Raw genomic sequence first — 25,059 nt, forward strand, 5'->3', positions numbered from 1 at the left:
CCGCACAGACGAGGCTGATCATGTCCGATTCACTGGCCGCCCGTATGGGGCCGTCCTCCGGTCCGTCCCCCTACGGCGGGCAAGGCTCTTCCGCCAACCTGGCCGACATCCTGGAACGCGTCCTCGACAAGGGCGTGGTGATCGCGGGCGACATCCAGATCAATCTGCTCGACATCGAGCTGCTGACCATCAAACTCCGGCTGCTCGTCGCCTCCGTGGACAAGGCCAAGGAGATGGGCATCGACTGGTGGGAGCACGACCCCTCGCTCTCGTCCCGTGCCCGCCCGCCGCAGCAGGTGTCCGCCGGGCACCCGCCACAGGCCGGCCACGACGCCGTGGCCGAGGAGAACCAGCGGCTGCGTGCCGAACTCGCCGAGCTGCGGGCGGCGATCGGCGCGTCCCAGAAAACCGGCGGGCAGCGGACGGAGCAGGAGGAGGAGCAGTGAGGGGAGCAGTGCACGGCCACCAGGAGGGAGCAGCGGAGACCGCCGCATCGCCGCGGCAGCCGCTCCCCCGCCCCACCGGGCCGGTGGGTTCCGGCCGGCCCCGGAGTTCGTACGTCTACGCCATCGGCCGGGCGGACAGCGCTCTCGACGCGACGGCGCCCCGGCTCACCGGGCTGCGGTCCGGGCGCCTGCGGACGGTCACCGCCGGCCGCCTCACCGCGCTCGTCTCCTCCGTCCCGGCCAACGACTTCAGCACGGAGGGCATGAAGGCGCAGCTGGAGAACCTGACGGAGCTGGAGGAGATCGCACGCACCCACCACGCGGTCGTCGAGGGCGCCCACCGGGCCGGGACGGTGCTGCCGATGCGGCTGGCCACCGTGTATCTGGACGATGACCGGGTGCGGGCGGTGCTGCGGGCGCGCGGGGCGGAGTTCGCCGCGCTGCTCTCCCGGCTCGAAGGCCATGCCGAGCTGGGCGTGAAGGTGTACGCGGACCCGCATGCCCCGGCAGCGGACCCGCCTCCCGCCGCCGGGGGCCCGGACCCCGCCGCGTCCGCGGTCAGCCCCGGCCGGGCCTACTTGCAGCGGCGCCGGGCCCAGCGCCGGACGCAGCGCGATGCCTACCGTGCGGCGGGCGCCGTGGCCGAGGAGGTGCGCTCCCGGGCCACCGCGCTGGCCCGGGACCTGGTGGTCCATCGCCCGCAGCAGGGTGAGCTGGCGTCCGGCGCCGGGGAGAACATCGCCAATGAGGCCTATCTGGTGCCCGCGGACCGCATCCGGGAGTTCCACCGGGCGCTGGCGCGGCTGACCGACGGGGCCCCCGGCGTACGCGTCGAGGTCACCGGGCCGTGGGCCCCGTACTCCTTCGCGACGCCGCCCACGGGAGCCGGAGCGCGCGATGACGGGTGACCTGTACGAGGCCGCGGGTGCCGGGGGCGCCTACCCGGACGACTCCTCCGCCGAGGAGTCGCTCGCCGGGCGTCAGATCGCGCTCATCGACCTCTTGGACCGGCTGCTGAACGGGGGCGCGGTGCTCACCGGAGACGTGGTGCTGTCGATCGCCGATGTGGACCTGGTGCATATCAATCTGCGGGCCGTCATCCGCTCGATCACCGCCGACGGTCCGGCACCGTGGTGAAGGGATACCCATGACGCATGAACCGGCCGCCCCCGTGGAGCCGGCCTTCGCGGAGGTGGCGCGGGCCGCGGCCCGCGCCTTCGACCTGACGCCGACCCCGGCCGATGAGCCGGCGCAAGGACAGGGGCAGGAGCAGGGGCAGGGCAGCGCTCTCGCCCAACGGCTGCGGACCGATCCGGAGACGGTGGAACGCGATCTCATCAAGCTGGTGCTGACGATCGTGGAGCTGCTGCGGCAGCTCATGGAGCGGACCGCGGTGCACCGCGTCGACCAGGGAGACCTGAGCGAGGAACAGGAGGAACGGGTCGGGCTGACGCTGATGATTCTCCAGGACCGGATGACCGAACTCTGCGCGCGCTACGGGCTCACGATGCGGGACCTGAATCTCGATCTCGGTCCACTGGGCTCGCTGCTGCCCCGCCACGACGCCGGCTGATCCGCGAGGCCCGGCGGCAGTAGCGGGCTTTCACCGCCCGGCCGCCGCACGGGCATTGCAACTGACGAACCGTCACCCTACTCTTCCGGCACACCCCCACCGCACCGGGGCGCTCGTACGGTCTCACCCCTTCGACCCGTGCGCGGTGCAACGGGGCGGCGCGCCGCGTGCCGGAAGGACAGCCATGTCCGACGACAGCGCTCGCAGAACCTCCCTCACCCGCCGCGCGTTACTGACCGGGGCCGCCGCAGCGGGACTCGCGGCGGCGGCCGGGCTGCAACCCGCATACCGCATCCCCGCGGACAGCGCCGCGGCCACTCTCACCCCGCCACCCGACTTTCCCGCCGGCATTCCGCTCTCCCAGCAGGCCTTCCGGAACTGGTCCCTGGAGATCGTCGTCGAGGACGTCTGGACGGCGTCGGCCCGTACACCCGACGACGTGGTCGCCCTCGCCAACTGGGCCCATCAGCACGGCTACCGGCTGCGGGCCCGGGGCAAGGGCCACACCTGGTCGCCGCTGGTGGTGCCCGCCGGGGCCGACACCACCCGCACGGTCATCGTCGACACCACCTCCCATCTCACGGCGGTCAGTGTGCGCGGCGGCAATCCGGGGAGCGTCACCGCGCAGGCGGGGGCGACCCTCGACCGCATCCTCGCCCGCCTGGAGGAGGCGGGGCTGGGCCTCGCCACCACGACAGCGCCCGGTGACCTCACCATCGGCGGGGTGCTCGCCATCGGCGGCCATGGCACCGGGGTGCCCACCGCCACCGAGAACCCTCCCCCCGGCTCCGGATTCGGCACCCTGAGTTCGCTGGTCACCTCGCTCACCGCGGTGGTCTGGAGCGCGGCGGAAGGGCGCTATGTGCTCCGGACGTTCTCCCGCTCCGACCCGGACATCCGGGCCTTCCTCGTCCACCTGGGCCGCGCGTTCGTCACCGAGGTGACCATGACCGCGGCGGCCAACACCCGGATACGCTGCCAGAACTGGTACGACGTGAACGTGGGCACGGTCTTCGGCCCGCCCGGTACGGGCGGCCGCACGATCAGCTCCTACCTGGACCGCACCGGGCGCATCGAGGCGATCTGGTTCCCGTTCACCGATGTGCCGTGGCTCAAGGTGTGGAGCCTGGCACCCGCCAAGCCGCTGTTCGCCCGGCAGATCGACGGCCCGTACGCCTACACCTTCGCCAACCGGGTCACCGAGGAGATGTCCCGGCTGCTCGGGGAGATCGCCGCGGGCGGGGGCGACAAGACGCCCGCCTTCGCCAAGCTCGCCATGTCCATCGTCGGCTCCGGTCTGATCGTCACCGGTACCTGGGATGTCTGGGGCTGGTCGAAGAACACCCTGCTGTACGTCGAGCCCACGACGCTGCGGATCGTGGAGGCGGGGTGGGCGGTGCTGACCTCGCGGGCGAACGTACAGCGCGTGGTGAGTGACTTCTACTCGCGCTACCAGCAGGTGCTCTCGGCCCATCAGGCCCGCGGCTCCTATCCGGTGAACGGGCCGATCGAACTGCGTATCACCGGCACGGACCCGCTCGACGGCCCCCTGCTGTCCCCGGCGCGGGCACGTCCGGACCGGCCGGAGTGGGACACCGTGGTGTGGCTGGACTTCGCCACGTATCCCGGGACGCCGGGCGCCGCCCCGTTCTTCCGTGAACTGGAGCAGTGGATCTGGCAGACCTACACCGGCTCGTATGCGACCGTGCGTCCCGAGTGGTCCAAGGGCTGGGCCTATACGGACAGTGGCCCGTGGCAGGACTCCGCCACCCTGGGCGGCAGCGTCCCGGCCGCCTTCGAGGGCTGGCGCACCGCCCGGGACATCCTGAACTCCTATGACCCGGCGAGGGTGTTCTCCAATACGTTCCTCGACACCCTGCTGCCCTGACCTCCCCCGGGGACGCACGGAATACCGCGCGTCCCCTTCGGGCGTCACCCGGCACGTGTGTCACCACCGGTCGCCGGCACCGGTCGTCAGCACGGCGGACCGCGGGAGCCGGTGTCAGGGAGACGGCCGGAGGACGAGCGTCCCCTCCGGCTCGGTGGCGAGGCAGGGCCGGAAGCCGGCGGCGATCCGGTCGAGGAGGCCTTGGAGCCAGTGGGAGTCCTGGCGTGAGGCATGCCGCAGCCGCATGCGCCAGGCCTGCAGCGCAACGATCCGCACCTCGTGGAGCCGGCCGGTGTCCGGGGCCACCATGACGAGGAAGAGCAGCCGCAGGTCGTCCCGGTACGCCTCGTAGCCGGTGATGCCCTCGTAGTCATCGATGAAGTCGCCGCACCCGTGGATCACGAGCTTTCCCCGGTACGCCTCCAGGGCGCGGGGGTGGTGCGAGGAGTGGCCGTGGAAGACGTCCACTCCGCCCTCCAGGAGGGCATGGGCGAAGGCGGCCTCGTCACGGGACACGTGGTAGCCCCAGTTGGCGCCCCAGTGGACGGAGGCGACGGCGAGGTCCCCCGGCCGTTTCAGCTGTCGTACCCGCCTGGTGATCTCGCCCGCGGCGGCCGGTGAGGGCCCGGCCACGAAGTCGACCCCGGAGCGGCCCTCGCCCGCCGCCCAGGCCCGCGGGATGCCGCTGGAGGGCATCCCGAACGAGAAGACCAAGATCCGGCCGCCGTCCGCGACGGGGACGACCGCCGGACGTTGCGCCGCCTCCTGGTCCGCCCCCGCCCCCGCCGTGGGCAGCCCCGCGCCCGCCAGCACGTCCAGGGTGTCCGCAAGGCCCTGGCGGCCGAAGTCCAGGACGTGGTTGTTGGCCAGTACGCAGACGTCGGGGCGGGCGGCGGCCAGACAGGGCAGGTTCGCCGGGTTCATCCGGTAGTGGATCTCCTTCTCGGGGGCGAATCCGGGGTACCGCGTGATGCTGGTCTCCAGGTTCAGCACCCGGGCGGCGGGCGCCGCGTCGTCGAGCACCTCCAGCGCCTCGCCCCACGGCCAGGGGAAACCGGCCGGGCACGGGACGGGCCCGTTCCGCGCGGCCGCCAGCTCGACGTAGGCGCGGGCGTCCCGGAGGTATCCCTCCCGCAGCTCCGGATCTCCTGGGTGCGGCAGGATCTGGTCGACTCCGCGGCCGAGCATGACGTCGCCGCAGAGGAACAGTGTGAGCAAGTCGCTGCCCATTCCCCCAGGTTAGAGCCGGTGCCCCGAGGTTTCGCGGCGGACGGGCCACTGCCGCTCCCACGGCGCTGCGAAGCCCCGGCCCGGCGGCGCCGTTCCCGCCCCCCGCACGCTCTGAGCCGCGTCGGCACCGGCGTACGGGTGGGGTGGCTCAGCAGGCCTCGGCCCGCACCGGCTGGCCGGGCGGCGGCGCGGAGTCCGCCGCGGCCCCGGGGAGCGTCACCGGGGCGGGGGCGCCACCACGCAGCGGGGGCGGGGGCGCCGGGCGGGGACCGGCCAGGATGCTGACGGCGTTGGCGAGCACGATCGCGGCGACGGCCAGCCACTCGATCCCCCGCAGCGTCTGGTCCAGGACGACCAGGCCGACCAGCGCAGCGAGGACGGGGTTGACGCTCATGAAGATCCCGAAGAACCGTGCGGGGACCCGGCGCAGGGCGAGCAGGTCGGCGAGGAACGGCACGGCCGAGGAGAGGACGCCCGCGGCGGCCGCGTACCCCAGGGTGCGCACGGTCGGCGGGTGGTGGGCGAGCACGGTGATCCCGACGGGCAGGTAGAGCAGGGCGGAGACACCGGCGGCCGCTGCCGACCCCTCGACGCCGGGCAGCCGGGCGCCGACCAGGCGGTTGAGCAGGATGTAGGACGCCCAGCACACGGCGGCGACCAGGCCGAGGGCGAGGCCCGCGTAGTCGGTGGTCGGCTGGGGGCGGGTCAGGACCACGACCGCCGCCCCGGCGACCAGGGCGCACAGCAGGTCCACCAGGCGGCGGGAGGCGGCCAGGGCCACGGCCAGCGGACCGAGGAACTCCAGGGTCACCGCCAGCCCCAGGCCGATGCGGTCGATGGCCGTGTAGAGGGAGAGGTTCATGGTGGCGAACACCATCGCCAGGCACAGCACCGGCCACCACTGCCGCCAGGTGAAGGCGCGCAGCCGGGGCCGGCCCACCGCCAGCAGGACGAGCCCGGCCACCCACTGCCGTACGGCCACCACCCCGGCCGGTCCGATCTCCGGAAAGGCCAGCGCGCCCGTCGCGGCGCCCGTCTGGTTGGCGAGTCCGCTGCCGCACATCATCGCCACGCCCGCCGACCGGCCCGAGCCGGCCCTCGCTCCCCCACCGGCGGCCCCGGGCCGCGGCAGCCCCTGCGTGCTTCGTGTCATGCCCCGCAGCATCCGCCCCCGGGCGGCCCTCCCTAAAATGCATGCCCGTACTCATCAATGCGCTGTGGTTATGGATGTGGGGATGGAACTGCGACATCTGCGCTGCCTGGTGGCGATCGTCGATGCCGGTGGCTTCACCGACGCCGCGATCGATCTCGGGATCTCGCAGGCGGCGGTGTCCCGGACGCTCGGTTCGCTGGAGGACTCCCTCGGCGTACGGCTGTTGCACCGCACGAGCAGAAGCGTGCTGCCCACCACAGCGGGTGTTCAGGTGCTGGCGCGGGCCCGGAAGGTGCTGGCCGAGGCCGACACCCTCATCCGCGAGGCCACCACCGGCCACACCCGGCTGCGCATCGGCCACGCCTGGTCGGCCATGGGCCGGCACACCGCCGAGTACCAGCGCCGCTGGGCGGCCCGCCACCCCGGCATCGAGCTGCATCTGGTCCGCACCAACTCCGCCACGGGTGGTCTGGCGGAGGGGCTGTGCGACCTCGCCGTGGTTCGTACGGCCTTCGACGACGCGCGCTTCGCCGGCGCCGTCGTCGGCCGGGAACGCCGCTACTGCGCCATGGCCGCCGACGACCCGTGGGCCACCCGCCGCGCCATCCCCCTGGCCGACATCCGTACCCGCACCCTGCTCATCGACCGGCGCACCGGCACCACCACCGCCGATCTGTGGCCCCCCGAGGCGCGTCCGGTGGTCGAGTACACCCAGGACATCGACGACTGGCTCGCGGAGATCGCCACCGGCCGCAGCGTCGGCATCACCCCGGAGAGCACCGCCAACCAGTACCGGCGCGACGGCATCGTCTTCCGGCGGCTGCGGGACGCCGCGCCGGTCGCGGTGCGTCTCCTCTGGCGGCGCCATGATCCGCACCCGGCGACCGATGCCGCCGTCGCCCTGCTGACCGACCTCTACCAACAGCGCAAGTGACCGACCGCCCTCCCTGCCACCGCCCCTTCGAGGAATCGGACCGCATCACATGACGGAAGAACCCCCTGCCGCGTCGTCGCTCCGGCTGGCGGCTCTCGGGCCCTTCTGTGCCTTCGAGACACATGCCGAGGGGTCCGGACTCGGCGCGCCCTGGCACCCGTTGAGCGAGGTGGCGGAGGAAGGAAGCGGCGTGCTCCGCGAGCGGGTCGCCGCGGTGCGGGCCTCCCTCGCGGCCACCGGCGGCGGACCGCCCGAGGCCGTTGAACTCCGGGTGGCGGCCTCGGTGGCGCATCTCGGCCTGGTGGCCCGAGTGCTCTCCCCCTTCCTCGGCCTGGCCGCGCTGCACGGCCTGCCGTCCCGGCCGCTCGCGCTCGGCGACCTGCGGTGGGGTTCCGCCCTCGGCGGGGCGTTCCGGCTGTCACTGCCCCGGGAGGCGGTGACCCCGGCCGCCGCCGGTGACACCCGGCCGGTCAGCACCCTCGCCGACGACCTGCTGGACGGACCGCTCCGCGACCTGGTGGACGCCTTCGCCCCCTTCTCGGTGTCCCGGCACATCCTGTGGGGCAACGTGGCCTCGGCCGTGAACGGCGCGGTCACCGGCATCACCGCGGCGTCCCCGCCCCTGGCCCGGCCCGTACGCGCCGCGGCCCTGGCCTTCCTCCAACGGCCCCCACTGCGCGGCACGTACACCCTGCACCCCCGCAACGGCCACTTCACCCGCCGGAGTTGCTGCCTGATCTACCGGGCCGCACCGGGTGGCGCGGGCGCGCTGTGCGGCGACTGCGTCCTGCGCCACGGCCGGACGACGGCGCGCCCATAGGGTCTACGGCAGGCTCCGCGAGGGTACGCTCCGTCAGCCTTCAGCCCACGTGGACGCCGGGGCGGCGGGCGCGGTCCGGTTCGGCCTCGCGGAGGACTTCGCGGGTGACGGGGGCGACCTCGCCCTGGCCGAAGAGGAAGAAGCGGAGGAACTGGGCGAAGGGGCTGCCCTCGGTCCACTCGAAGTAGATGTGCGGCCGGGCTCCGGTCAGGTCCCGTGCGTGCAGCAGCAGCGCGGCGAGTGCGTTGGAGATGGTGGAGCTGTCCAGGCAGAGCACCCGGTAGCGGCCGTGCAGGACCTCGCCGCGGACCCGCAGTTCGCTCTCGAACTCCGACGGGTCGCCGACGGTGACCTCGACGAAGATGAAGTCGTCGTCGACCGGGAGGTCGTTGTCGGTGCGGATCTGTTCCAGTTTGTCGCGGTACTCGGCCAGGTCGCGCCGGTCGGGCTCGTTGGCGATGAAGCGGATCTTGCGGTGGGCGATGTCGCGGATGAACCGCTCGGCCATCTCGTCGAGCACGACGCTGGTGACGCGCAGTTCGAAGGCGCGGGCGAGGCGGGAGAGGAAGGACACCAGGATGATCCCGGCGATGAAGCAGGCACCGATCTTCACACCGTCGGGACGCTCGATGACGTTCGCGACGGTGGTGTAGAGGAACACCACGGAGATCACGGCGAATCCGATGGTCCAGCCGCGCTCACGGGCCCGCCGGGCGGCGATGGTCACGGCGATCGCGGCGGAGCTGATCAGGACCAGGACGCCGGTGGCGTAGGCGCCGCCCTGGGCGTCCACGTCGGCGTTGAAGATCCAGGTGACCAGGAAGGCGACCAGGGTGAAGACCAGCACCATCGGGCGCACCGCCCGCGCCCAGTGCGGCGCCATGCCGTAGCGCGGCAGGTACTGGGGCATCAGGTTGAGCAGGCCGGCCATGGCCGAGGCGCCGGCGAACCAGAGGATGGCGATGGTGGAGGCGTCGTAGACCGTGCCGAAGGCCGAGCCCAGGTACTCATGGGCCAGATAGGCCAGGGCGCGGCCGTTGGCCGGTCCGCCGGGCTGGAACGCCGGCTCCGGGATGAGCACGGTGGTGAGGAAGCTGGTGACGATGAGGAAGACGCTCATGATCACGGCGGAGGTGGTGAGCAGCTTCTTGGCGCCCCGGATGCGCCCGGTGGGGCGTTCCTCGGTGTCGCCGGGGTCGCCCTCGATGTGCGGCATCACCGCCACCCCGGTCTCGAACCCGGACAGGCCCAGCGCGAGCTTCGGGAAGACCAGCAGGGCCAGCCCGATCATGGCCAGGGGGCTGCCGTGCTCGGCGGTCAGGGCGTGCGACCAGTCGGGGACGACATGCGCCGCGGTCACCACGTGCCACACTCCGGCGACGACCACGGCCACGTTCAGGGCGAGGTAGAGCCCCACGAGGACGACCGCCACCCCGATCGCCTCCAGGAAGCCCTTGAGGAACACCGCACCGAGCAGCGCGATCAGCAGGAGGGTGATGACCATCTGGCCGTTGTGCAGGGCGCTGGTGAGGTGCGGGTTCTCGACCAGGTGGGTCGCGGCGTCGGCCGCCGACAGGGTGATGGTGATGAGGAAGTCGGTGGCGGCGAAGCCCAGCAGGGTCAGGACGAACAGCTTGCCCTGCCAGAACGACAGCAGCCGCTCCAGCATGGCGATCGAGCCCTGGCCGTGCGGGCTCTCCTTCGCCACCCGCCGGTAGACGGGCAGCGCTCCGGCGAGCGTCACGATGACCAGGACGATGGTGGCGATCGGTGACAGCAGCCCGGCCGCCAGGGCGGCGATGCCCGGCTGGTAGCCGAGGGTGGAGAAGTAGTCCACACCGGTCAGGCACATCACCCGCCACCACCGCTGTCCCCGGTGCGCGCTCACCGGCCCGGCGTGCGGCCCGTTCTGATGCCTGGCCATGTCGGCCAGGCCCTCCAGCATCCAGGCGCGCAGGCGCTGCCGTGCGGTGGCCCCGGAGGGAGGACCGGCAGTGGCGGCCATCGTGTGCTCCTGTCGTACCGCGGACAGCATCCCGTCGTCGACGGGACGGCCCGGTCAGCGTACGGAGTCCGGGCGCCGCCACCGCGTTGTCCGGTGGTGCGGCGCCGCGTGTCCCGGCGCCGCGGCGGCAGCCGGGTGATCAGAGGGTGAAGCCGGCGCGGCGCCGCGCCGGTTGTCCGGTGAGGTAGTGCACGTACTCGCGCTCCAGGCGGAAGCCGGCGGTCCAGGCGAGGAGCCGGCTGGGGCGGTGGTCGCGGGAGCAGCTCCAGCTGGGGGTGCGGCCGCGCGCGGCGACGTCCTGGCACAGGGCGGTCACACAGGCCAGCGCGAGGCGCCGGCGGCGGTGGGCGTGTCCGGTGTAGCAGGCGATGTCCTCGTAGGCGGTGCCGTGGAAGTACGTACAGGCGGCGGCGAGGATCTCGTCCTGCCGGACGGCCGCCCAGCCGCGTCCGGAGGCGGCGAGACCGGCCGGGCCGCCCCAGCTGGCGTGCAGCCATCCGGCGTCCGGACCGAGGGCGGCCAGCGCCGGGGCGTCCTCGGGCACTAGGCGGCGCAGGGTCACGCCGTCGGGCGGGCACGGCGCCGCCACCGGCACCCGGTGGACATAGAGCATCCGCTCCCACGGCACGAGCCGGTCGAAGGTGCGGCCCAGGACCGGCAGGAAGCGGGCGGGGGCCTGCACGTAGTGCGCGTCGAAGACGGTGAGGGCGTCCGGTGCCAGGGCGCCCGGGTCGCCGCGGAGCAGCACATGGCCGGCGCAGGCGACGGCGAGGGCGCGTGGCGTGTGCGCGCGGTCGGCCCACCAGCGGCCGGTTCCGGAGACCGGCACATGTTCGGCCAGTGCCGCCGTCCCCGGTCCTCCGGCGGCGAACCAGCGGGCGAGCGGCGGGAGTTGGTCCGGGGCGAGTTCGATCACTGCGGTTCCTTGGGGTGATCGCGGGCGGCCGCCCGCACGGAGCCGGGGCCGCCCGCTCGGCTCCTGAGGCGTCTCGATCGCCAGGACGATACGGGAGGAAAGATCACATACGGGCGTGATCGCCTCGTCCGGTGCGCCGTGTCGTCTCCCCTCCGCGCCGCGCGCCCCTCCGCCCGCCCCGCCGTCCCGGCTCCCCTCGACTCGCCCTGTCGCCGGGCAGATCCGCTCGGTGACCGTTGCTCCGGTGGCCTCGGAGTCCGCGGGGCGGTGTGCCAGAGTGGGAGATGCACGGACCGTGCATCGGTGCGTGCGGGAAGAGCGGCCATGTCCCTTTCACCGGATCGCCTCCGCGCGGTCAGCGCGCATCCCAGGTCCCCGCCCCGCCGGAGCGAGGAGTACGAGGACCTCTTCGAGCAGGCACCGGTGATCTTCGCTGCGCTGAGCGGCCCGGAGCATCTGCTGGAGGCCGCGAATCCGGCGTTCTTCGCGGCCTTCGGCGGCGACTGCGGACGTTTCGGCCGGCCGCTCGGGGAGTTGATCCCCGAGCTGGTCCCGCAGGGCGTCCTCGGCCGGCTCGACACGGTGTACCGCACCGGGACCGCGTACCGGGCCCGCGGGGCCCGGCTGGTGCTCGGTCCGCCAGGGGCGCAGCGGGAGGGGTTCTTCGACTTCACCTACGAGCCCCGCCGGGACGCCCTGGGCGAGGTCGACGGGGTGGTCGTGATCGCGGTGGAGACCACCGCGTTCCAGCACGCCCAGCTCCTCGCGGCCGAGCAGCGCCTCCTGCTGGAGCAGATCGCGAGCGACGCCCCGCTGGGCGACAGCCTGACCGGCATGGCGCGGGCGATCGAGGAACTGTCACCGGACCTGATCGTCTCGGTGCTGCTCGCCGATCCCGGGGGCACCCGTCTGCTGCACGGGACCGGCCCGAGCCTGCCGGACTTCTACAACGACGCCATCGACGGGATCGCCATCGGCCCGGACGTCGGCTCCTGCGGTACCGCCGCCCATCTCCGCGAGCCGGTGATCGTCACCGATATCACCACCGACGACCGCTGGCGGGACTACCGCGACGTGGCCGCACGGGCCGGACTCGCGGCATGCTGGTCCACCCCGATCATGGGGACGGACGACCGGCTGCTGGGCACCTTCGCGATCTACCACCGCGCCCCGAAGGCCCCCACCGACAAGGACATGGCCCTCAGCGGCGCGTTCGCGCGTATCGCCGCGCTGGCCATCGAGCGCCATCAGGCCCTGGAGGCGGGGCACGCCGCCCAGGAGCGGGAGGAGGCGGTCCGGGACGACCTGGCCTTCGTGCTGGAGGCGAGCACGGCCATCACCCGCGAGCTGCACTTCGCCGACTGCCTCCAGTGCCTGGCCCGGCTGACCGTGCCGACCCTGGCGCCGCTGTGCACGGTGCATGTGCGGGAGGACGGCGGGACCCGGCGGATCGCCGTGGCCGCCGCCACCCCGGCCGACGAGGAACTGCTCGCCGCTCCGGGCATGCCCGGCGAGATCGGCCGGGCGGTGGCCCGGGTCCTGGCGTCCGGCAGGACGGAGACGGACCACGCCGATGTCGCCCGCGGGGGCCGCCCCGCGCTGCCCGGCGTCACCGGCTATGTCTCCGTACCGCTGGGCGCTCGCGGCCGCACCTTCGGGGTGCTGACCCTGCTGGCCACCGGCCCGCCCCTGGACGGCCACACCGTCGCCCTGGCCGAGGAGCTGGCCAGCCGGGCCGCGGCCGGCGCCGACAACGCCCACCAGTTCTCCGACCGCGTCCAGCTGGCCCGCGATCTGCAGGCCGGTCTGCTGCCTCCCGAACTGCCCAGGATTCCCGGCGCCGACCTGGCGGCGTCCTACCACCCGGCCGGCGAAGGGCTCTACGTCGGCGGCGACTTCTACGACGTCTTCCCGCTCCCCGGCGACCGCTGGGCGTTCATGATCGGCGATGTCTGCGGACGCGGCGCACGGGCCGCCACCACCACCGGCATGGTCCGCCACACCGCCCGGGCCGCCGCGCGGCTGCTGGACGACCCGGTGTCCGTGGTCGCCGCCATCAACGACGCGCTGACCGGTGACTGCGTCGAGGAGGACGTCTTCGTCTCGCTCGTCTACGGCGAACTGCGGCACACCTCGACCGGTCTCACCGTGGACCTGATCCGCGCCGGCCATGTGCCCCCGCTCGTCCGCCGCGCCGACGGCACGATCGAGCAACTCGCCCAGTCCGGACTGCTGCTGGGCGTCGCCCCGGCGTTCGACGGCACCCCGTGCCGGCTCGTGCTGCCTCCGGGCGACAGTCTGGTCCTGGTGACCGACGGCATCACCGAGGCCCGTTCCGCCGACGGCGAGTTCTTCGACGAGCACCGGCTGGCCGACGCCCTCCGCCCGACGCGCGGGGCACCGCCCGACGCCGCCGGGCTCATCGCCTCCATCCATGCCGCGGTGACCGCCTTCGCCGGCCGGTCCACCCCCGACGACCAGGCCGCCCTGGTCCTCACCGCCACCTGACCGCCACGGCGCACCGCGCCATCCCGGCCCGGTCCGCCCGCGCCCGGGTTCGCCCGATGGGCCCGCCCCCCTGCCCTTCGCCGGGGAACCTGCCTATTTTGGCCTCATGGACAGCGCGCCGCGTGACACCCCCGACGACCCCAACCCGCTGCACCGGCTCTCCCTCGACGCACTGCGCCGGCGTACCAGCATGAAATGGCGCACCTACCCGGCGGATGTGCTGCCGCTGTGGGTGGCAGAGATGGACGTACCGCTGGCCGCCCCGGTCGCCGGCGCGATCACCGACGCGGTCGCGCTCGGCGACACCGGCTACCCGGCGGGGACCGCGTACGCCACGGCGCTGGCCGACTTCGCCCGCGCGCGATGGGGCTGGGACGGACTGGCCGTGGAGCGCACGGCGATCGTGCCGGACGTGATGCTGGGCATCGTCGAGATGCTCAAGCTGATCACCGGTCCGGGCGACCCGGTGGTCGTCAACTGCCCGGTCTATCCGCCGTTCTACCAGTTCGTCACGCATATGGACCGCCGCGTGGTGGAGGCTCCGCTGGGCGAGGACCTGCGGATCGATTTCGTCGCGCTGGAGGAGGCGTTCCGGCGCGCCGCGACGGGCGGCGACCGGGCCGCGTATCTGTTGTGCAGCCCGCACAATCCCACCGGCGTGGTGCACGGCGCCGAGGAGCTGACGGCCGTCGCGGCACTGGCCGACCAGTATGGCGTACGGGTCGTCTCCGACGAGATCCATGCGCCCGTGGTGGCCCGGGGCACCGCCTTCGTGCCGTATCTGAGCGTGCCGGGGGCGGAGAACGGGCTGGCGCTGATGTCGGCGTCGAAGGCGTGGAACCTGGCCGGGCTCAAGGCGGCGCTCGCCCTTGCCGGGCCCGCCGCGGCCCGCGATCTGGCCCGCCTCCCGGAGGAGGTCAGCCACGGCCCCAGCCACCTCGGCATCATCGCCCACACCGCCGCCCTGCGGGACGGCCGCGACTGGTTGGACGCGGTGTGCGCCGGCATCGACGACAACCGCCGCCTGCTCGCGGGCCTGCTGGACGAGCGGCTCCCCCGGATCGGCTACCGCCCCGCCGCCGGGACCTATCTCGCCTGGCTCGACTGCCGTCCGCTGGGCCTCGGTGACGACCCCGCCGCGGTCTTCCTCGCCCGCGGCAGAGTGGCCCTCAGCCCGGGCCCCGGCTTCGGCACCGGCGGGGCCGGGCACGTACGGCTCAATCTGGCGACCTCGCCCGGCATACTCACCGAGGCGGTCCGGCGGATGGCCGCGGCGCTGGACTGACCACGACGCCGGGCCGCTCGCCCGGTGGCCGGCGGGCCCCGGCCCTCGGGCACCGAACGCCCGCCCCGTCAGCGTGCCTTGCGGGAGTCCCATTCGTTAGGACATGATCTCGTTCGGCGCGGGACACGGGGCGCGGTGACGGCCGCATGGCACGCATCAGTCTCCGTGACAGCCACCGGAACCGGGTCGTAGTGTCACGCGACCGACCCGATCCGCAGCGCGTACCGGAAGGACCGAGGGCGACGATGAGCGAGTCAGTGGCGCCGGGGGCCGGCCGGACGTCCGGCGGCGGGAGCCCGGGTGAGCGGGCGGCGGGCGCGCTGGACCGGGGGCTGGCCATCCTGACCCATGTGGCGGGGCACCGCGGGGTCTCGACTCCGGAACTCGCCCAGGCGCTGGGGCTGACCCGGAGCACCGCCTACCGCCTCGTCGACCGCCTGGAGGAGCAGGGCTGGCTGACCCACGCCCCGGCCGCGGGGCAATGGCAGTTGGGGCCCACGGCGGTACGGCTGGCGTCCGCCGCAGTGGCCTCGACCACGCTGCGCGACACCGCGGCACCCGCGCTGCGCAAGCTCGCCGACCTCACCCAGGAGACCGTCAGCCTCGGGGTGCCCAACGGTCTGACGATGGTGTTCGTCCACCGCGAGCGCGGCACCCGGCCCTCGGTGGTGACCGCCGAGCCGGGCGGCTCCCGTCCGCTGCACTCCAGCTCGCTGGGCCGCGCCTATCTGGCGGCGTTGCCACGGCAGAAGCTGGAGGACACCCTGATCGAGCTGGTCCGCGATCCGGCGTCCCCGGTGTCCGCGGCCACGGTCTCGGAGGTGCATGCCGAGATCGAGCGCACCCGGGAGCGCGGCTGGTCCCAGGACCTGCGGGACTTCGACGAGTCGAGCTGCTGCTGCGGCGCCGCGGTCTACGACCACACCGGGATGCCGGTCGCCTGCATCAGCGTGGCCGGGGTGGCCGACCGCATGGAGCCGCTGGTGCCGGCCTACGGCCCGGTGGTGGCCGAGGTGTGCCGGGAACTCTCCTCTTCTCTGGGCTACCTGCCGCCCGGGCCCTGAGGTACGGCGACGCGCTCACCGGCGCCGTCGGGCACGCTGCTGCGCACCGGGTTGGCCAGCCGCCCGATCCCCTCGATCTCCGACTCCAGCAGGTCGCCCGGCCGCAGGGCCCGCCGCGGCCGCATGAAGTCGCCGCAGCCCGCCGGGGTTCCGGTCAGCACCACGTCTCCGGGCCGCAGGGTGAAGAAGCGGCTGAGATAGGCGATCAGCTCGGAGACCCGGAAGACCATGTCGGCCGTCGAACCGTCCTGCACCGTCTCGCCGTTGACCTTGGTACGGATGCGCAGCCGCTGCGGGTCCGGTACCTCGTCGGCCGTGACCAGCACCGGCCCGAGGGGGCAGAAGGTGTCCAGGCCCTTGCCGCGCAGCCACTGCCCGTCGCGCTCCTGCAGGTCCCGGGCGCTGACGTCGTTGGCGACGGTGTAGCCGAAGACGTACCGCAGCGCGTCCGCCTCGGAGACCCGCCGGGCCTCGGTGCCGATGACGACGGCCAGCTCCGTCTCCCAGTCGACGCGCTGGGTGAGTTCCGGGTCGATGACGACCGCCTCGCCGCTGCCGATGACGCTGGAGGCGAGCTTGGGGAAGAGGCAGGGCTCGGCGGGGCGCTCCCCGCCGCGCTCCGTGATGGAGTCCCGGTAGTTCATCCCGACGCCGTACAGCGCGCCCGGCCGGTACGGCAGGGCCGGCAGCAGGTCGGCCCCGGTGGGCAGTTGACCCCACGACCACGGCAGGGTGCCGCCGGTGATCACGTCCGCCAGGGAGACGGAGGCCGGTGCCAGCCGCCAGGGGTCCTGCGGGGCGAGCCGGCCGGCGAGCCGGTCGCGCCCCTGATGGGTGAGGGTGGCCAGATACATGGGCTCTCCAGGGCGGTACGGCGCCCCGTCGCGGTGCGGCGGGGCGCTCGGCAGCTGCGGTCCGGACGGCTCCGGGCCGGTGTCGCATGAGGTCCTGTGCGGGCCGCCGCCTCCGGTCGGCGGAGACCGGCACCGCCCGGTCACTTGCTCCCGGCGGCTTTCCCGACTCGGCCCCGTTCCCGGGTCGTCCATGACATGATTTACTCCTCAACAACATGGTGTGTCCCAATAATTGGGACTCTGCACCAGCCAGTGAGACGCGGTGTGCCGACCGTACGGGAGACGACCCGTCGGCCGCAATGACCGGATCTGATCGGAGGGTTGGGGGAAACCGAGCACGCGGCAGGAGACGCCGCGACGGACTGCGGACGGGAAGCCCGGGCCCTTCGGCAGTGGCGTCGTCCGTCACCCACCGGCCGTTCCCCGCACCGCTCCTGACACCGTTTTGGCCTGCGGGGCGTTTCTCCATACGATCCGGCAATGATCACAAGAAAACGGCTGGCGGCCGGGGTGTGCGGCCTGCTCGCCGCGATGACCGTCGCGCTGCTCCCCACACCTGCCGTCGCCGGCGAACCGGCCGCGAAGTCCGCCCCCAAGGTCGAGTTGACGCTCGATGTCAGCGGCTCGATGCGGGCCCGGGACATCGACGGGCAGAGCCGGATGGCCGCCGCGAAGCAGGCGTTCAACGAGGTGCTGGACGCCGTGCCGGAGGACGTCCAGCTCGGCATACGCACCCTGGGCGCCAACTACCGCGGCGAGGACCGGAAGGTCGGCTGCAAGGACACCCGGCAGCTCTACCCGGTCGGGCCGCTCGACCGGACCGAGGCGAAGACCGCGGTGGCCACCCTCGCCCCCACCGGCTGGACCCCCATCGGTCCCGCCCTGCTGGGCGCGGCCGACGACCTCAAGGGCGGTGACGGGTCCCGCCGGATCGTCCTCATCACGGACGGCGAGGACACCTGCGCCCCGCTCGACCCCTGCCAGGTGGCGCGGGACATCGCCGCCAAGGGCATCCACCTCACCGTCGACACCCTCGGACTGCTGCCGGACGCCAAGACCCGCAACCAGCTCAGCTGCATCGCGGAGGCCACCGGCGGCACCTACACCTCGGTCGAGCACACCAAGCAACTCCGGGACCGCGTACACCAGTTGGTGGACCGCGCGGCCCGGCCCGTGGTCACCCCGAAACCGGCCGAGGGGGCCGGGCAGTGCGACGGCGCGCCGGTTCTCAAGCCCGGTGTCTACACCGACCGTGAGAAGTTCGCCGAGCACCGCTGGTACCGGGTGGCGGTCCGGCCCGGCCAGGAGCTGCGGGCTTCGGTGAGCATCGCCGCCGACCGCGCGGTCAACAACGACTACGGGGTGCTGCTGCGCGCCTCGACGGTGCACGGGCGGGAGATCGTCCGCGGTGCGGAGGCCGGCGACGGCCGTACGGATGTGATCTCGTCCGGGCTGCGCTACCCCAAGGCGCCGCTCGCGTCCTCGGACGACGCGGACCAGCCGTCGGCGGAGACCGTCTGCCTGCAGGTCAGCAACTCCTTCTCGGCGCCCGCCTCGGTCAAGACCGACCCGGGCCTGCCGGTCGAGCTGTCCGTCGACCTGGTGGACGGTCCCGACGACGCCGGCGACGCGGCGTTCCTGGGCCTCGGCCACGGCTGGTGGTTCCTGATCGCGATGCTGCTCACGGGACTGGTCGCCGGTCTGCTGTGGGGCTGGATCTCCCGCTGGCGTATCACCGTCTGGAGGACCAACTGATGCGCGTCATACCCACCTTGCTGACCGCCGCCCTCGCGGGCGCGGGACTTCTCGGCCTCGCGGGCACCGCGGCCGCCGACAGCCCCTCCCCCAGCGCGAGCAGCAGTGCCGATGCGGAGGCGGCCGCGCCGACCGAGGCCGGCACCTCGTTCCGTACCGCGACCGCCATCAGGCCGGAGCAGCGGGCCACTGCCAGCGCCTCCACCGGCGACTACCTCTACTGGGTGCTGCCCGTGGACGCGGGACAGCGCGCCACCGTGAAGGCCAAGGTGACGCTCCCGCAGGCCGCCCGGCACGGCGCGGCCACCTGGCGGCTCGATGTCTACGACGGGCTGCGCCGCCGCCAGGCGTGCACCTACGGCGCGCAGTCCAGGACGGCGGAGCGGGACGCCGGGTCCGTCGAGCTGTCCTGCACCCTGCGCACGGTCCGCGCCTGGGCGGAACCCTGGGCGAACGACCCGCTGCCGGGCAGCTACTACCTCCGGCTGACCGTCAGCGACGTGCGCAAGGACGACCTCGGCCTGCCGGTACGCGCCGAGGTCGACGCCACCACCGCCGACACCGGCGGTGCGCACGCGGTGGACGGCACCCTCGCCGCGCCCCTGGTGCCCGGCGCCGGCGCCGCGACACCGGAGGCCGCGGAGAGCGCCGCTCCCGGGACGAGTGCGGCGCTCGGCGAGCCGGACGGCGGCTGGTCCTCCGGCTGGTGGTCCGACCGCTGGATCTGGACCGCGGTGGGCGGGCTGCTCGCGGCCCTCGGCGGTATCGCCGGCTACCGCTTCACCCGGGGCGCGGGCCGCCCGGCGCATCTGCCGCCGGGCGCCTGACCGGACGGGGCGGCCGGGGCACCGGGCCCCGGCCGCCCCGCGTACCAGGCATCACCCCGCCCGGCCGTGGGAGCCGGCCACGGCCGGCAAGAGACCCTCGGCGCTCAGCAGTTGCAGCAGGTCAGGCATTCACAGCAGCCGAGGCACTCGCAGCCGCAGCCGTTGCAGTCGCAGTCGCACTTGTGGCAGCACCCCTCGCGCTTCTTGCGCGACCACGGACCCTCGAACTCCTCGGCGCAGCAGAACTGGCAGGTGCAGCACAGCCCGATGGCGGCCGCGCACCCGGCGAGGAGACCACGGGGCTTCTTGGGCGGCTGCGGGAACTGCGGCGCCCCGCCGCCTCCGCCACCCGGGCCGCCGCCGTCGCCGCCGCCCGGACCGCCGGGAGGTGTCTGGCCGCCGTGGTAGGGGTTCTGCGGCCCGTTCAGATACGGCCCGCCCTGGGCGTACGGGCCGCTGGCCGGCACCTGCCCGTACTGCGGGGGCGGGCCGTACGCGCCGGCCTGACCTGCCCCGTTCGCGTACGGGTTGCCGCCCTGGCCGCCGTACGGGCCCGGGGCTCCGTGTCCCTGGTGGGAGCAGGTGACGGTGCCGAAGGCGCGGTCCACCGAGCGGCGCAGCTCGTGCACGAGGAGCACATGCACCAGCGCGGAATCGGTGAACTCCACGTCGCGCAGGGCGAGACGGATGCCGTGCAGGGCGTCGTCGCACAGCCGGCGGGCCTCGGCGGGGGTGGCGCCCGTGGCGGTGAGCGGGTTCCAGGCGCCCTCGGCGGCGTCCGCGGTGCGGTCCTCCACGGCGTCGAGGAGGTGGGCCAGCCGGCCGAAGAGCCGCCCGGCCTCGGCCAGCGGCGCGGCGTTGCCCGGCCGGCCCGCCAGCACCGCGGTGTGCGCGAAGGCCGCGGCGGTCGCCGTCTCGGCCGGTTCGGTGATCACCGTCAACGGTGTGCCGGGGCCGGCCAGTTGCTCGATGCCCACCTGCCGGTCGACCGCGTCGACCAGCACCGTGGTGTCAAAGCCGAGGGTGGCGCCGGTGCGCGCCCCGGCCCGGTCCCATCCGGCGGCGACCTTGCGCGCGGCGGCGGCCACCGGCCGGCGGCGCAGCATCCCGTTCCGGTCGGCGACATGGTCACGTATCTTCGCCGAGGCGAGCACCAGGGACACCGAGGCCGCCAGCCGTGCGCCCTCCCCCTTCGCCACCGGGGCGGTCCGCATGCCGCGCAGCGGACAGGGTCCGGCGGTCCGGCGGCGGGCCTCCACACGGCCCGACTGAGCGTCCGTCAGGGCCGAGACGATCAGCCCGTCGTAGTTCGTGACGACCCGGGCGAACTGCCCGTGGTCGCCGCGCAGCGCGAGACAGAGGCCACACAGATGGGCCATCCACTCCGCCTTGAGCCCTTCGGTCAGGCGATGGGTGCAGGGCCTGACGATTCCGAACATAAGGAAACCCCGTAAGAAGTCGGCATGGGCCGGCCTGGACAGGGCGCGGCCGGCAGCGCGGAAAGAGCGTATCGACTGTGCCGCTGACCTGGACACATACCCCTCGGCCGGGGTTCCCGGCGGACCGTCATCGGGGCGGGGGCGGGGCGGAGTTGGGCGGCCGCCCCGGCCCCCTGCCAGGGGGTAGCAGGGGCGGGGCGACCGCACGGCCCGGTCCACAGGCAAGACCGGGGCCGAACCGGGAATCGGGGAAAATCCCTCGGCTCACCCTGAGATACGCACCGCCCGCCAGGATCATTCAGCCGGTTCCTGAATTCTTCTCCGCACCGGCCGTGACGCCCCGGCTCGGCGTCAGCCCTCTTCCGGTTCGGCGGGCTCCGCGGGCTCCGCGCCCGGGTGGTGGCGCATGCGGGCGGCGAGGACGGCGACATCGTCCTCGGCGTGCAGCCCGTCGAGGTGGAGCAGCACCTCGTCGAGGGTCCGCTCCACACCCGCCCCCGCGGGCAGCCGCAGCTTCGCCAGCCGGGACAGCGAGGCGTCGATGTCCTCGCCGCGCCGCTCGATGAGCCCGTCGGTGAACATCAGCAGGGTTTCCGCGGGGGTGACGGTGCGGGTGACGAGTTCGTAGCCGCCCACGCCGGTCCCCAGGGGCGGGCCGACGGGGACATCGACCAGGCAGGTGGTGCCGTCGGGGCCGATGACCGCCGGAGGGAGATGACCGGCGCTGGCGAACGCGGCGAGTCCGCGCGCCGGATCGACCCTGGCCAGCAGACAGGTCGCCGGACGGCGGGAATCCTCCCCGGCCACGGCGGTGTCGAGTTGCCGCAGGACGCGATGGGGCGGCAGGTCGGTCGAGGCGACATAGCGGAGGTGGGAGCGGTAGGCGTTCATGTCGACCGCCGCGTCGAGCCCGTGCCCCATGACGTCGCCCATGACGAGCAGGGTGCGCCCGTAGTGGAGCCGTACCGTCTCGAACCAGTCGCCGCCGACCAGGGCACTGGTGCCGGACGGCAGGTAACGGGTGGCCAGCTCCAGGTTGGGGTGCGGCCGGCCGGGCTCCGCGAGGAGCGCCCGCTGCAGGTCCGTCGCCGTGCGCTGCACCGCCGCGTACCGGCGGGCGTGGGTGAGCCGGGTGGCGGTGAGGTGGGCCAGGTGGTGCAGGGTGGCGGTCTCGTGCGCGGTGAAGGCGCCGCCCGCGCGCAGGGCGAGCAGCACACCGTGCCGGCGGCCGTACGCCAGCAGCGGCGCGGCCACGGCCTCGGCGGAACGGCCGCCCGGCAGCACCGCCGCCGCGGTGACCGGGCGCTCCTCGTGCAGCGCCCGCAGCGCGGGGGAGGCGTCGCCGGGCCGTTCCGGTCCCTCGTCCGGGAAGCGGGCCTCCAGGACCCTGACCAGGCCTGCGGTCGCGACGCGGGTGAGCGCCGGCGGGGAGGGGAGCCGCGCCCCGGAGCGCTGCTCGGTGACCAGGTCCACCGCCGCGGCGTCACACAGGTGGCGGCACAGGAAGCGGGCCAGCTCGGCGCAGATGGTCTGCTCGTCCAGGACCGTGCCGATCTGCTCGGCGGCCTCTTCCACCGTGTGCAGCCGGGCCAGTACGCCGGCCTCGTCGGCGTCCCGGTCCGCCGCCGCGCCGTCGCGGTTCGACAAGGCCACCTCCAGGGCACTGCGGCCCGCCGGGCGCGGGGCGCTCCTCATGCCCCCATCCCATCAGCAAGCCGGCGGCGCGGCCCGCCGCGGCGCCGGGCCGGTCCTCCGTGCGGCGCAGAGCGGCGCCTCCCGGGGCCCGGGTGGCCGTCAGCCGAGGACGCCCGCGCCCAGCAGCCCGAAGAGCAGTGCGCCGACGAGGACGCGGTAGACGACGAAGGAGTTGAAGGTGTGCTTGGCCACGAACTTCAGCAGCCAGGCGATCGAGGCGTAGGCGACGCCGAAGGAGACGACGGTGCCGATGACGAGCGGTGCGACGGCCGCGCCGGTGCCGATGGCGTCCTTCAGCTCGTAGATCCCGGCGCCGGTGAGGGCGGGGATGCCGAGGAAGAAGGACAGCCGGGTGGCCGCGACCCGCTCCAGACCGAGCATGAGGGCGGTGGACATGGTCGCGCCGGAGCGGGAGAAGCCGGGGAAGAGGAGGGCGAGGATCTGTGAGCAGCCGACCCACATGGCGTCCTTGAGCGAGGTGTCGTCCTCACCGCGCTTGTGACGGCCCATCCGGTCCGCGGCCCACATCACGCCACTGCCGATGATCAGTGAGCCGGCCACCACCCAGAGCGAGGCGAGCGGGCCCTCGATCAGCGGTTTGGCGGCGAGGCCGACGGCGACGATCGGGAGCGTCGCGTAGATCACCCACCAGGCGAACTTGTAGTCGTGGTGGTACCGCTCCTCAGGGTCGCGCAGACCGCGGAACCAGGCGCCCATGATGCGCACGATGTCCTTGAGGAAGTAGACGAGTGCCGCGGCGATCGCTCCGACCTGGATGACCGCGGAGAAGGCGACGACCGTCCTGTCGTTGACGGGGATGCCCATCAGGCCTTCGGTGATCTTGAGATGGCCGGTGGAGGAGACCGGCAGGAATTCCGTCACCCCCTCGACGGCTCCGAGGACGATGGCCTGGCCGATGCTGATCGCGCTCATGGGGTCCATTCCGGGTGGTCGGGGTGGCGACTGTACCGGTGCGGTCAGGGTCCGGCCGAAGGGCGCGGCCGGGGAGAGATGGATCACGACTGCGGTATCAGCTGGCGGCGCGCCGCCGGGATCGGATACGCATGAACGCAGCCGTGGCCAACGGTGAACTGGGCGCGGGCGGGCGGGCTTTGAGAGGGAGCGCCTGTTGTCACCCGCGCGTCCTGGGGTGCGCCCCGCGCGTCCCGGCGTCTACAGTTCGCGATGGTCTACAGCACTGTAGACAACCAGGGGGAGGAAGGGGCACACCCGCAGGACGCCTCACCCGCCCCGCAGCAGCCCACCCGAGGAGCCGGTATGCCGCTCACCGTGAGTGCCCTGGTCATCGCCCCCGCCGGCACGGCGAGAGAGCCACGGCGGCCGACGGACCACTGGGAGGCCGTCTCGTGATCCCCGCTCCCCGGTCCGCCACACAGCGGGACGACGACCGGCCCGCCGCCGGACCGTCCGCGGGCACGAAGGGCAACCCGGCCGGCGCCACCGGCGAACCGGCGCCGCCCGCCCCGCCCAAACAGCGCGACGCGTTCTTCGACAACGCCAAATACCTGGCCATCGTGCTGGTGGCGGTCGGGCACGCCTGGGAGCCGTACTACCACGGCAGCCGGAGCGCGGCGTCCCTCTACCTCTTCGTCTACGCCTTCCACATGCCGGCGTTCACCGTCATCTCCGGCTACTTCTCGCGCAGTTTCGACATGCGCCGCGACCGGCTGCAGCGGCTGGTCACCGGCGTCGCCGTCCCGTTCGTGGTCTTCCAGGTCGCCTTCGCGCTGTTCCGGTACTGGGCCGGCGACATTCCGAGTTTCACGGTCAACCTGCTGGACCCGTGGTTCCTCACCTGGTTCCTGGCGGCGCTGTTCATCTGGCGGCTCACCGCGCCGGTGTGGCGGATCGTGCGCCGGCCGATTCCGGTGGCCCTGGCGATCGCCGTCGCGGCGTCCGTCTCCCCCGACGTCGGCACCGAGCTGGACCTCCAGCGGGTCCTGCAGTTCCTGCCGTTCTTCGTCGTCGGGATGTGCCTGAAGCCGGAGCACTTCAGCCTGGTGCGCCGTTGGCCGGTGCGGATCGCCGCGGTGCCGGTCCTCGCGGCGGCGCTGGTCTTCTCGTACTGGGCGGTGCCCCGTATGAACGACGCGTGGTTCTACCACACCGACAGCGCCGAGAAGCTGGGCGCTCCCTGGTGGATCGGTGCGCTGATGCAGCCGGCCATGTTCGGCTGCTCGATGGTGCTGACGGTGTGCTTCCTGGCCTGGGTGCCGGGCCGCCGGATGTGGTGCACCGCGCTGGGCGCCGGCACGCTCTACGGCTATCTGCTGCACGGCTTCCTCGCCAAGGGCTCCCGCTGGTGGGACTGGTACGACACCGGCTGGGTCCGCACCTCGTGGGGCGCCGTCGCCGTCACCTTCCTCGCCGCGGCGGTCGTGACCCTGCTGTGCACCTCGCCGGTGCAGCGGGTCTTCCGCTTCGCGATGGAGCCGAAGATGACCTGGGCGTTCAGAAAGGAGCCCCGGACCGGCACGAAGGAGTCCGGGACCGACCCGGCGAAGACGCCCGCAGGGAAGGCGAAGGCCCCCGCGGGGAAGCAGCCGTCGGCGTCGCCCTGAAGGCGCTGTCCCCGGACGAGGGCGGGGGTGCGGCCGCGGGTTCCGCACGGTCCCGATTGCCGCCGCGGAGCGCAGCAGTACTGTT

General features: G+C 73.5%; 22 protein-coding genes. 14 read left to right on the forward strand and 8 right to left on the reverse strand.

Features of this window, described 5'->3' with window-relative positions; translation table 11 throughout:
• Nucleotides 1–20 precede the first annotated feature (20 nt).
• From ACGFN2_RS06900 to ACGFN2_RS06920, 5 genes are all read left to right on the forward strand, one after another.
• A complete protein-coding gene (locus ACGFN2_RS06900; protein WP_393358123.1) occupies nt 21–446 on the forward strand; it encodes a gas vesicle protein in 426 nt (141 codons plus the stop codon).
• A complete protein-coding gene (locus ACGFN2_RS06905; protein ID WP_393358125.1) occupies nt 443–1,354 on the forward strand; it encodes a GvpL/GvpF family gas vesicle protein in 912 nt (303 codons plus the stop codon). Before ACGFN2_RS06900 ends, ACGFN2_RS06905 begins: the two co-directional genes overlap by 4 nt.
• Nucleotides 1,344–1,583, forward strand: coding sequence for a gas vesicle protein (locus tag ACGFN2_RS06910; protein WP_393358127.1), 240 nt, complete (start codon nt 1,344–1,346; stop codon nt 1,581–1,583). Before ACGFN2_RS06905 ends, ACGFN2_RS06910 begins: the two co-directional genes overlap by 11 nt.
• 10 nt (nt 1,584–1,593) lie before the next feature.
• Nucleotides 1,594–2,019 (forward strand): gas vesicle protein K, encoded by a 426-nt coding sequence (locus ACGFN2_RS06915; protein WP_393358129.1) that lies wholly within the window; start codon nt 1,594–1,596, stop codon nt 2,017–2,019.
• Nucleotides 2,020–2,203: 184 nt separating this feature from the next.
• Complete coding sequence (locus ACGFN2_RS06920) at nt 2,204–3,907, forward strand: cholesterol oxidase substrate-binding domain-containing protein (protein ID WP_362610148.1); 1,704 nt, start codon at nt 2,204–2,206, stop codon at nt 3,905–3,907.
• 114 nt (nt 3,908–4,021) lie between these two features.
• On the opposite strand, the gene ACGFN2_RS06925 is transcribed toward ACGFN2_RS06920, so the two are convergent.
• Together ACGFN2_RS06925 and ACGFN2_RS06930 are read right to left on the reverse strand one after the other, a co-directional pair.
• Nucleotides 4,022–5,137 (reverse strand): CapA family protein, encoded by a 1,116-nt coding sequence (locus ACGFN2_RS06925; protein ID WP_393358131.1) that lies wholly within the window; start codon nt 5,135–5,137, stop codon nt 4,022–4,024.
• Nucleotides 5,138–5,285: 148 nt separating this feature from the next.
• Nucleotides 5,286–6,290, reverse strand: coding sequence for a DMT family transporter (locus ACGFN2_RS06930; protein ID WP_393358133.1), 1,005 nt, complete (start codon nt 6,288–6,290; stop codon nt 5,286–5,288).
• 82 nt (nt 6,291–6,372) lie between these two features.
• Here ACGFN2_RS06930 and ACGFN2_RS06935 point away from each other — a divergent pair, with 82 nt between their 5' ends.
• Nucleotides 6,373–7,224: a LysR family transcriptional regulator gene (locus tag ACGFN2_RS06935; protein WP_362610142.1), complete on the forward strand. Its 852-nt coding sequence runs from the start codon at nt 6,373–6,375 to the stop codon at nt 7,222–7,224.
• A 49-nt stretch (nt 7,225–7,273) separates the two neighbouring features.
• Nucleotides 7,274–8,044 carry a (2Fe-2S)-binding protein gene (locus ACGFN2_RS06940; protein ID WP_393358135.1) on the forward strand — a complete coding sequence of 257 codons (771 nt, stop codon included), beginning with the start codon at nt 7,274–7,276 and terminating at the stop codon, nt 8,042–8,044.
• A 40-nt stretch (nt 8,045–8,084) separates the two neighbouring features.
• Here ACGFN2_RS06940 and ACGFN2_RS06945 read toward each other — a convergent pair whose 3' ends face one another.
• Together ACGFN2_RS06945 and ACGFN2_RS06950 are read right to left on the reverse strand one after the other, a co-directional pair.
• On the reverse strand, nt 8,085–10,049 hold the full coding sequence (locus ACGFN2_RS06945; RefSeq protein ID WP_362610137.1) for an amino acid transporter: 1,965 nt from the start codon (nt 10,047–10,049) through the stop codon (nt 8,085–8,087).
• A gap of 139 nt (nt 10,050–10,188) precedes the next feature.
• On the reverse strand, nt 10,189–10,965 hold the full coding sequence (locus ACGFN2_RS06950) for a GNAT family N-acetyltransferase (protein WP_362610134.1): 777 nt from the start codon (nt 10,963–10,965) through the stop codon (nt 10,189–10,191).
• 324 nt (nt 10,966–11,289) lie between these two features.
• On the opposite strand from ACGFN2_RS06950, the gene ACGFN2_RS06955 reads away from it, so the two are divergent.
• The 3 genes from ACGFN2_RS06955 (at nt 11,290) to ACGFN2_RS06965 (ending at nt 15,822) form a co-directional block, all read left to right on the forward strand.
• Nucleotides 11,290–13,473 carry a SpoIIE family protein phosphatase gene (locus ACGFN2_RS06955; protein ID WP_393358138.1) on the forward strand — a complete coding sequence of 728 codons (2,184 nt, stop codon included), beginning with the start codon at nt 11,290–11,292 and terminating at the stop codon, nt 13,471–13,473.
• 106 nt (nt 13,474–13,579) lie between these two features.
• Nucleotides 13,580–14,758, forward strand: a complete 1,179-nt coding sequence (locus tag ACGFN2_RS06960) for a MalY/PatB family protein (RefSeq protein ID WP_393358140.1) — start codon at nt 13,580–13,582, stop codon at nt 14,756–14,758.
• Between the two features lie 245 nt (nt 14,759–15,003).
• Complete coding sequence (locus ACGFN2_RS06965) at nt 15,004–15,822, forward strand: IclR family transcriptional regulator (protein ID WP_393358142.1); 819 nt, start codon at nt 15,004–15,006, stop codon at nt 15,820–15,822.
• Here ACGFN2_RS06965 and ACGFN2_RS06970 read toward each other — a convergent pair.
• Nucleotides 15,801–16,676, reverse strand: coding sequence for a fumarylacetoacetate hydrolase family protein (locus tag ACGFN2_RS06970; protein ID WP_362610124.1), 876 nt, complete (start codon nt 16,674–16,676; stop codon nt 15,801–15,803). The genes ACGFN2_RS06965 and ACGFN2_RS06970 overlap by 22 nt on opposite strands.
• A gap of 480 nt (nt 16,677–17,156) precedes the next feature.
• On the opposite strand from ACGFN2_RS06970, the gene ACGFN2_RS06975 reads away from it, so the two are divergent.
• Both ACGFN2_RS06975 and ACGFN2_RS06980 read left to right on the forward strand, forming a co-directional pair.
• Nucleotides 17,157–18,431 (forward strand): VWA domain-containing protein, encoded by a 1,275-nt coding sequence (locus tag ACGFN2_RS06975; protein WP_362610122.1) that lies wholly within the window; start codon nt 17,157–17,159, stop codon nt 18,429–18,431.
• The gene (locus ACGFN2_RS06980) at nt 18,431–19,258 is read left to right on the forward strand and encodes a hypothetical protein (RefSeq protein WP_393358144.1); all 828 of its coding nucleotides are present in this window, start codon (nt 18,431–18,433) and stop codon (nt 19,256–19,258) included. Before ACGFN2_RS06975 ends, ACGFN2_RS06980 begins: the two co-directional genes overlap by 1 nt.
• 104 nt (nt 19,259–19,362) lie before the next feature.
• Here ACGFN2_RS06980 and ACGFN2_RS06985 read toward each other — a convergent pair whose 3' ends face one another.
• From ACGFN2_RS06985 to ACGFN2_RS06995, 3 genes are all read right to left on the reverse strand, one after another.
• Nucleotides 19,363–20,697: a DUF5685 family protein gene (locus ACGFN2_RS06985; protein ID WP_393358146.1), complete on the reverse strand. Its 1,335-nt coding sequence runs from the start codon at nt 20,695–20,697 to the stop codon at nt 19,363–19,365.
• A gap of 351 nt (nt 20,698–21,048) precedes the next feature.
• Nucleotides 21,049–22,392 (reverse strand): PP2C family protein-serine/threonine phosphatase, encoded by a 1,344-nt coding sequence (locus tag ACGFN2_RS06990; protein WP_393358148.1) that lies wholly within the window; start codon nt 22,390–22,392, stop codon nt 21,049–21,051.
• Nucleotides 22,393–22,491: 99 nt separating this feature from the next.
• Nucleotides 22,492–23,325, reverse strand: coding sequence for an undecaprenyl-diphosphate phosphatase (locus ACGFN2_RS06995; RefSeq protein WP_362610113.1), 834 nt, complete (start codon nt 23,323–23,325; stop codon nt 22,492–22,494).
• A 252-nt stretch (nt 23,326–23,577) separates the two neighbouring features.
• Between ACGFN2_RS06995 and ACGFN2_RS07000 the strand changes: the two genes are divergently transcribed.
• Nucleotides 23,578–23,763 carry a hypothetical protein gene (locus ACGFN2_RS07000; RefSeq protein ID WP_393358151.1) on the forward strand — a complete coding sequence of 62 codons (186 nt, stop codon included), beginning with the start codon at nt 23,578–23,580 and terminating at the stop codon, nt 23,761–23,763.
• Nucleotides 23,760–24,974 carry an acyltransferase family protein gene (locus tag ACGFN2_RS07005; RefSeq protein WP_393358153.1) on the forward strand — a complete coding sequence of 405 codons (1,215 nt, stop codon included), beginning with the start codon at nt 23,760–23,762 and terminating at the stop codon, nt 24,972–24,974. The genes ACGFN2_RS07000 and ACGFN2_RS07005 overlap by 4 nt, the downstream gene beginning before the upstream one ends.
• Nucleotides 24,975–25,059: the final 85 nt, after the last annotated feature.

The organism is Streptomyces sp. NPDC048612, from assembly GCF_043199295.1.
In the GTDB taxonomy this organism is placed as follows: Bacteria; Actinomycetota; Actinomycetes; order Streptomycetales; family Streptomycetaceae; genus Streptomyces.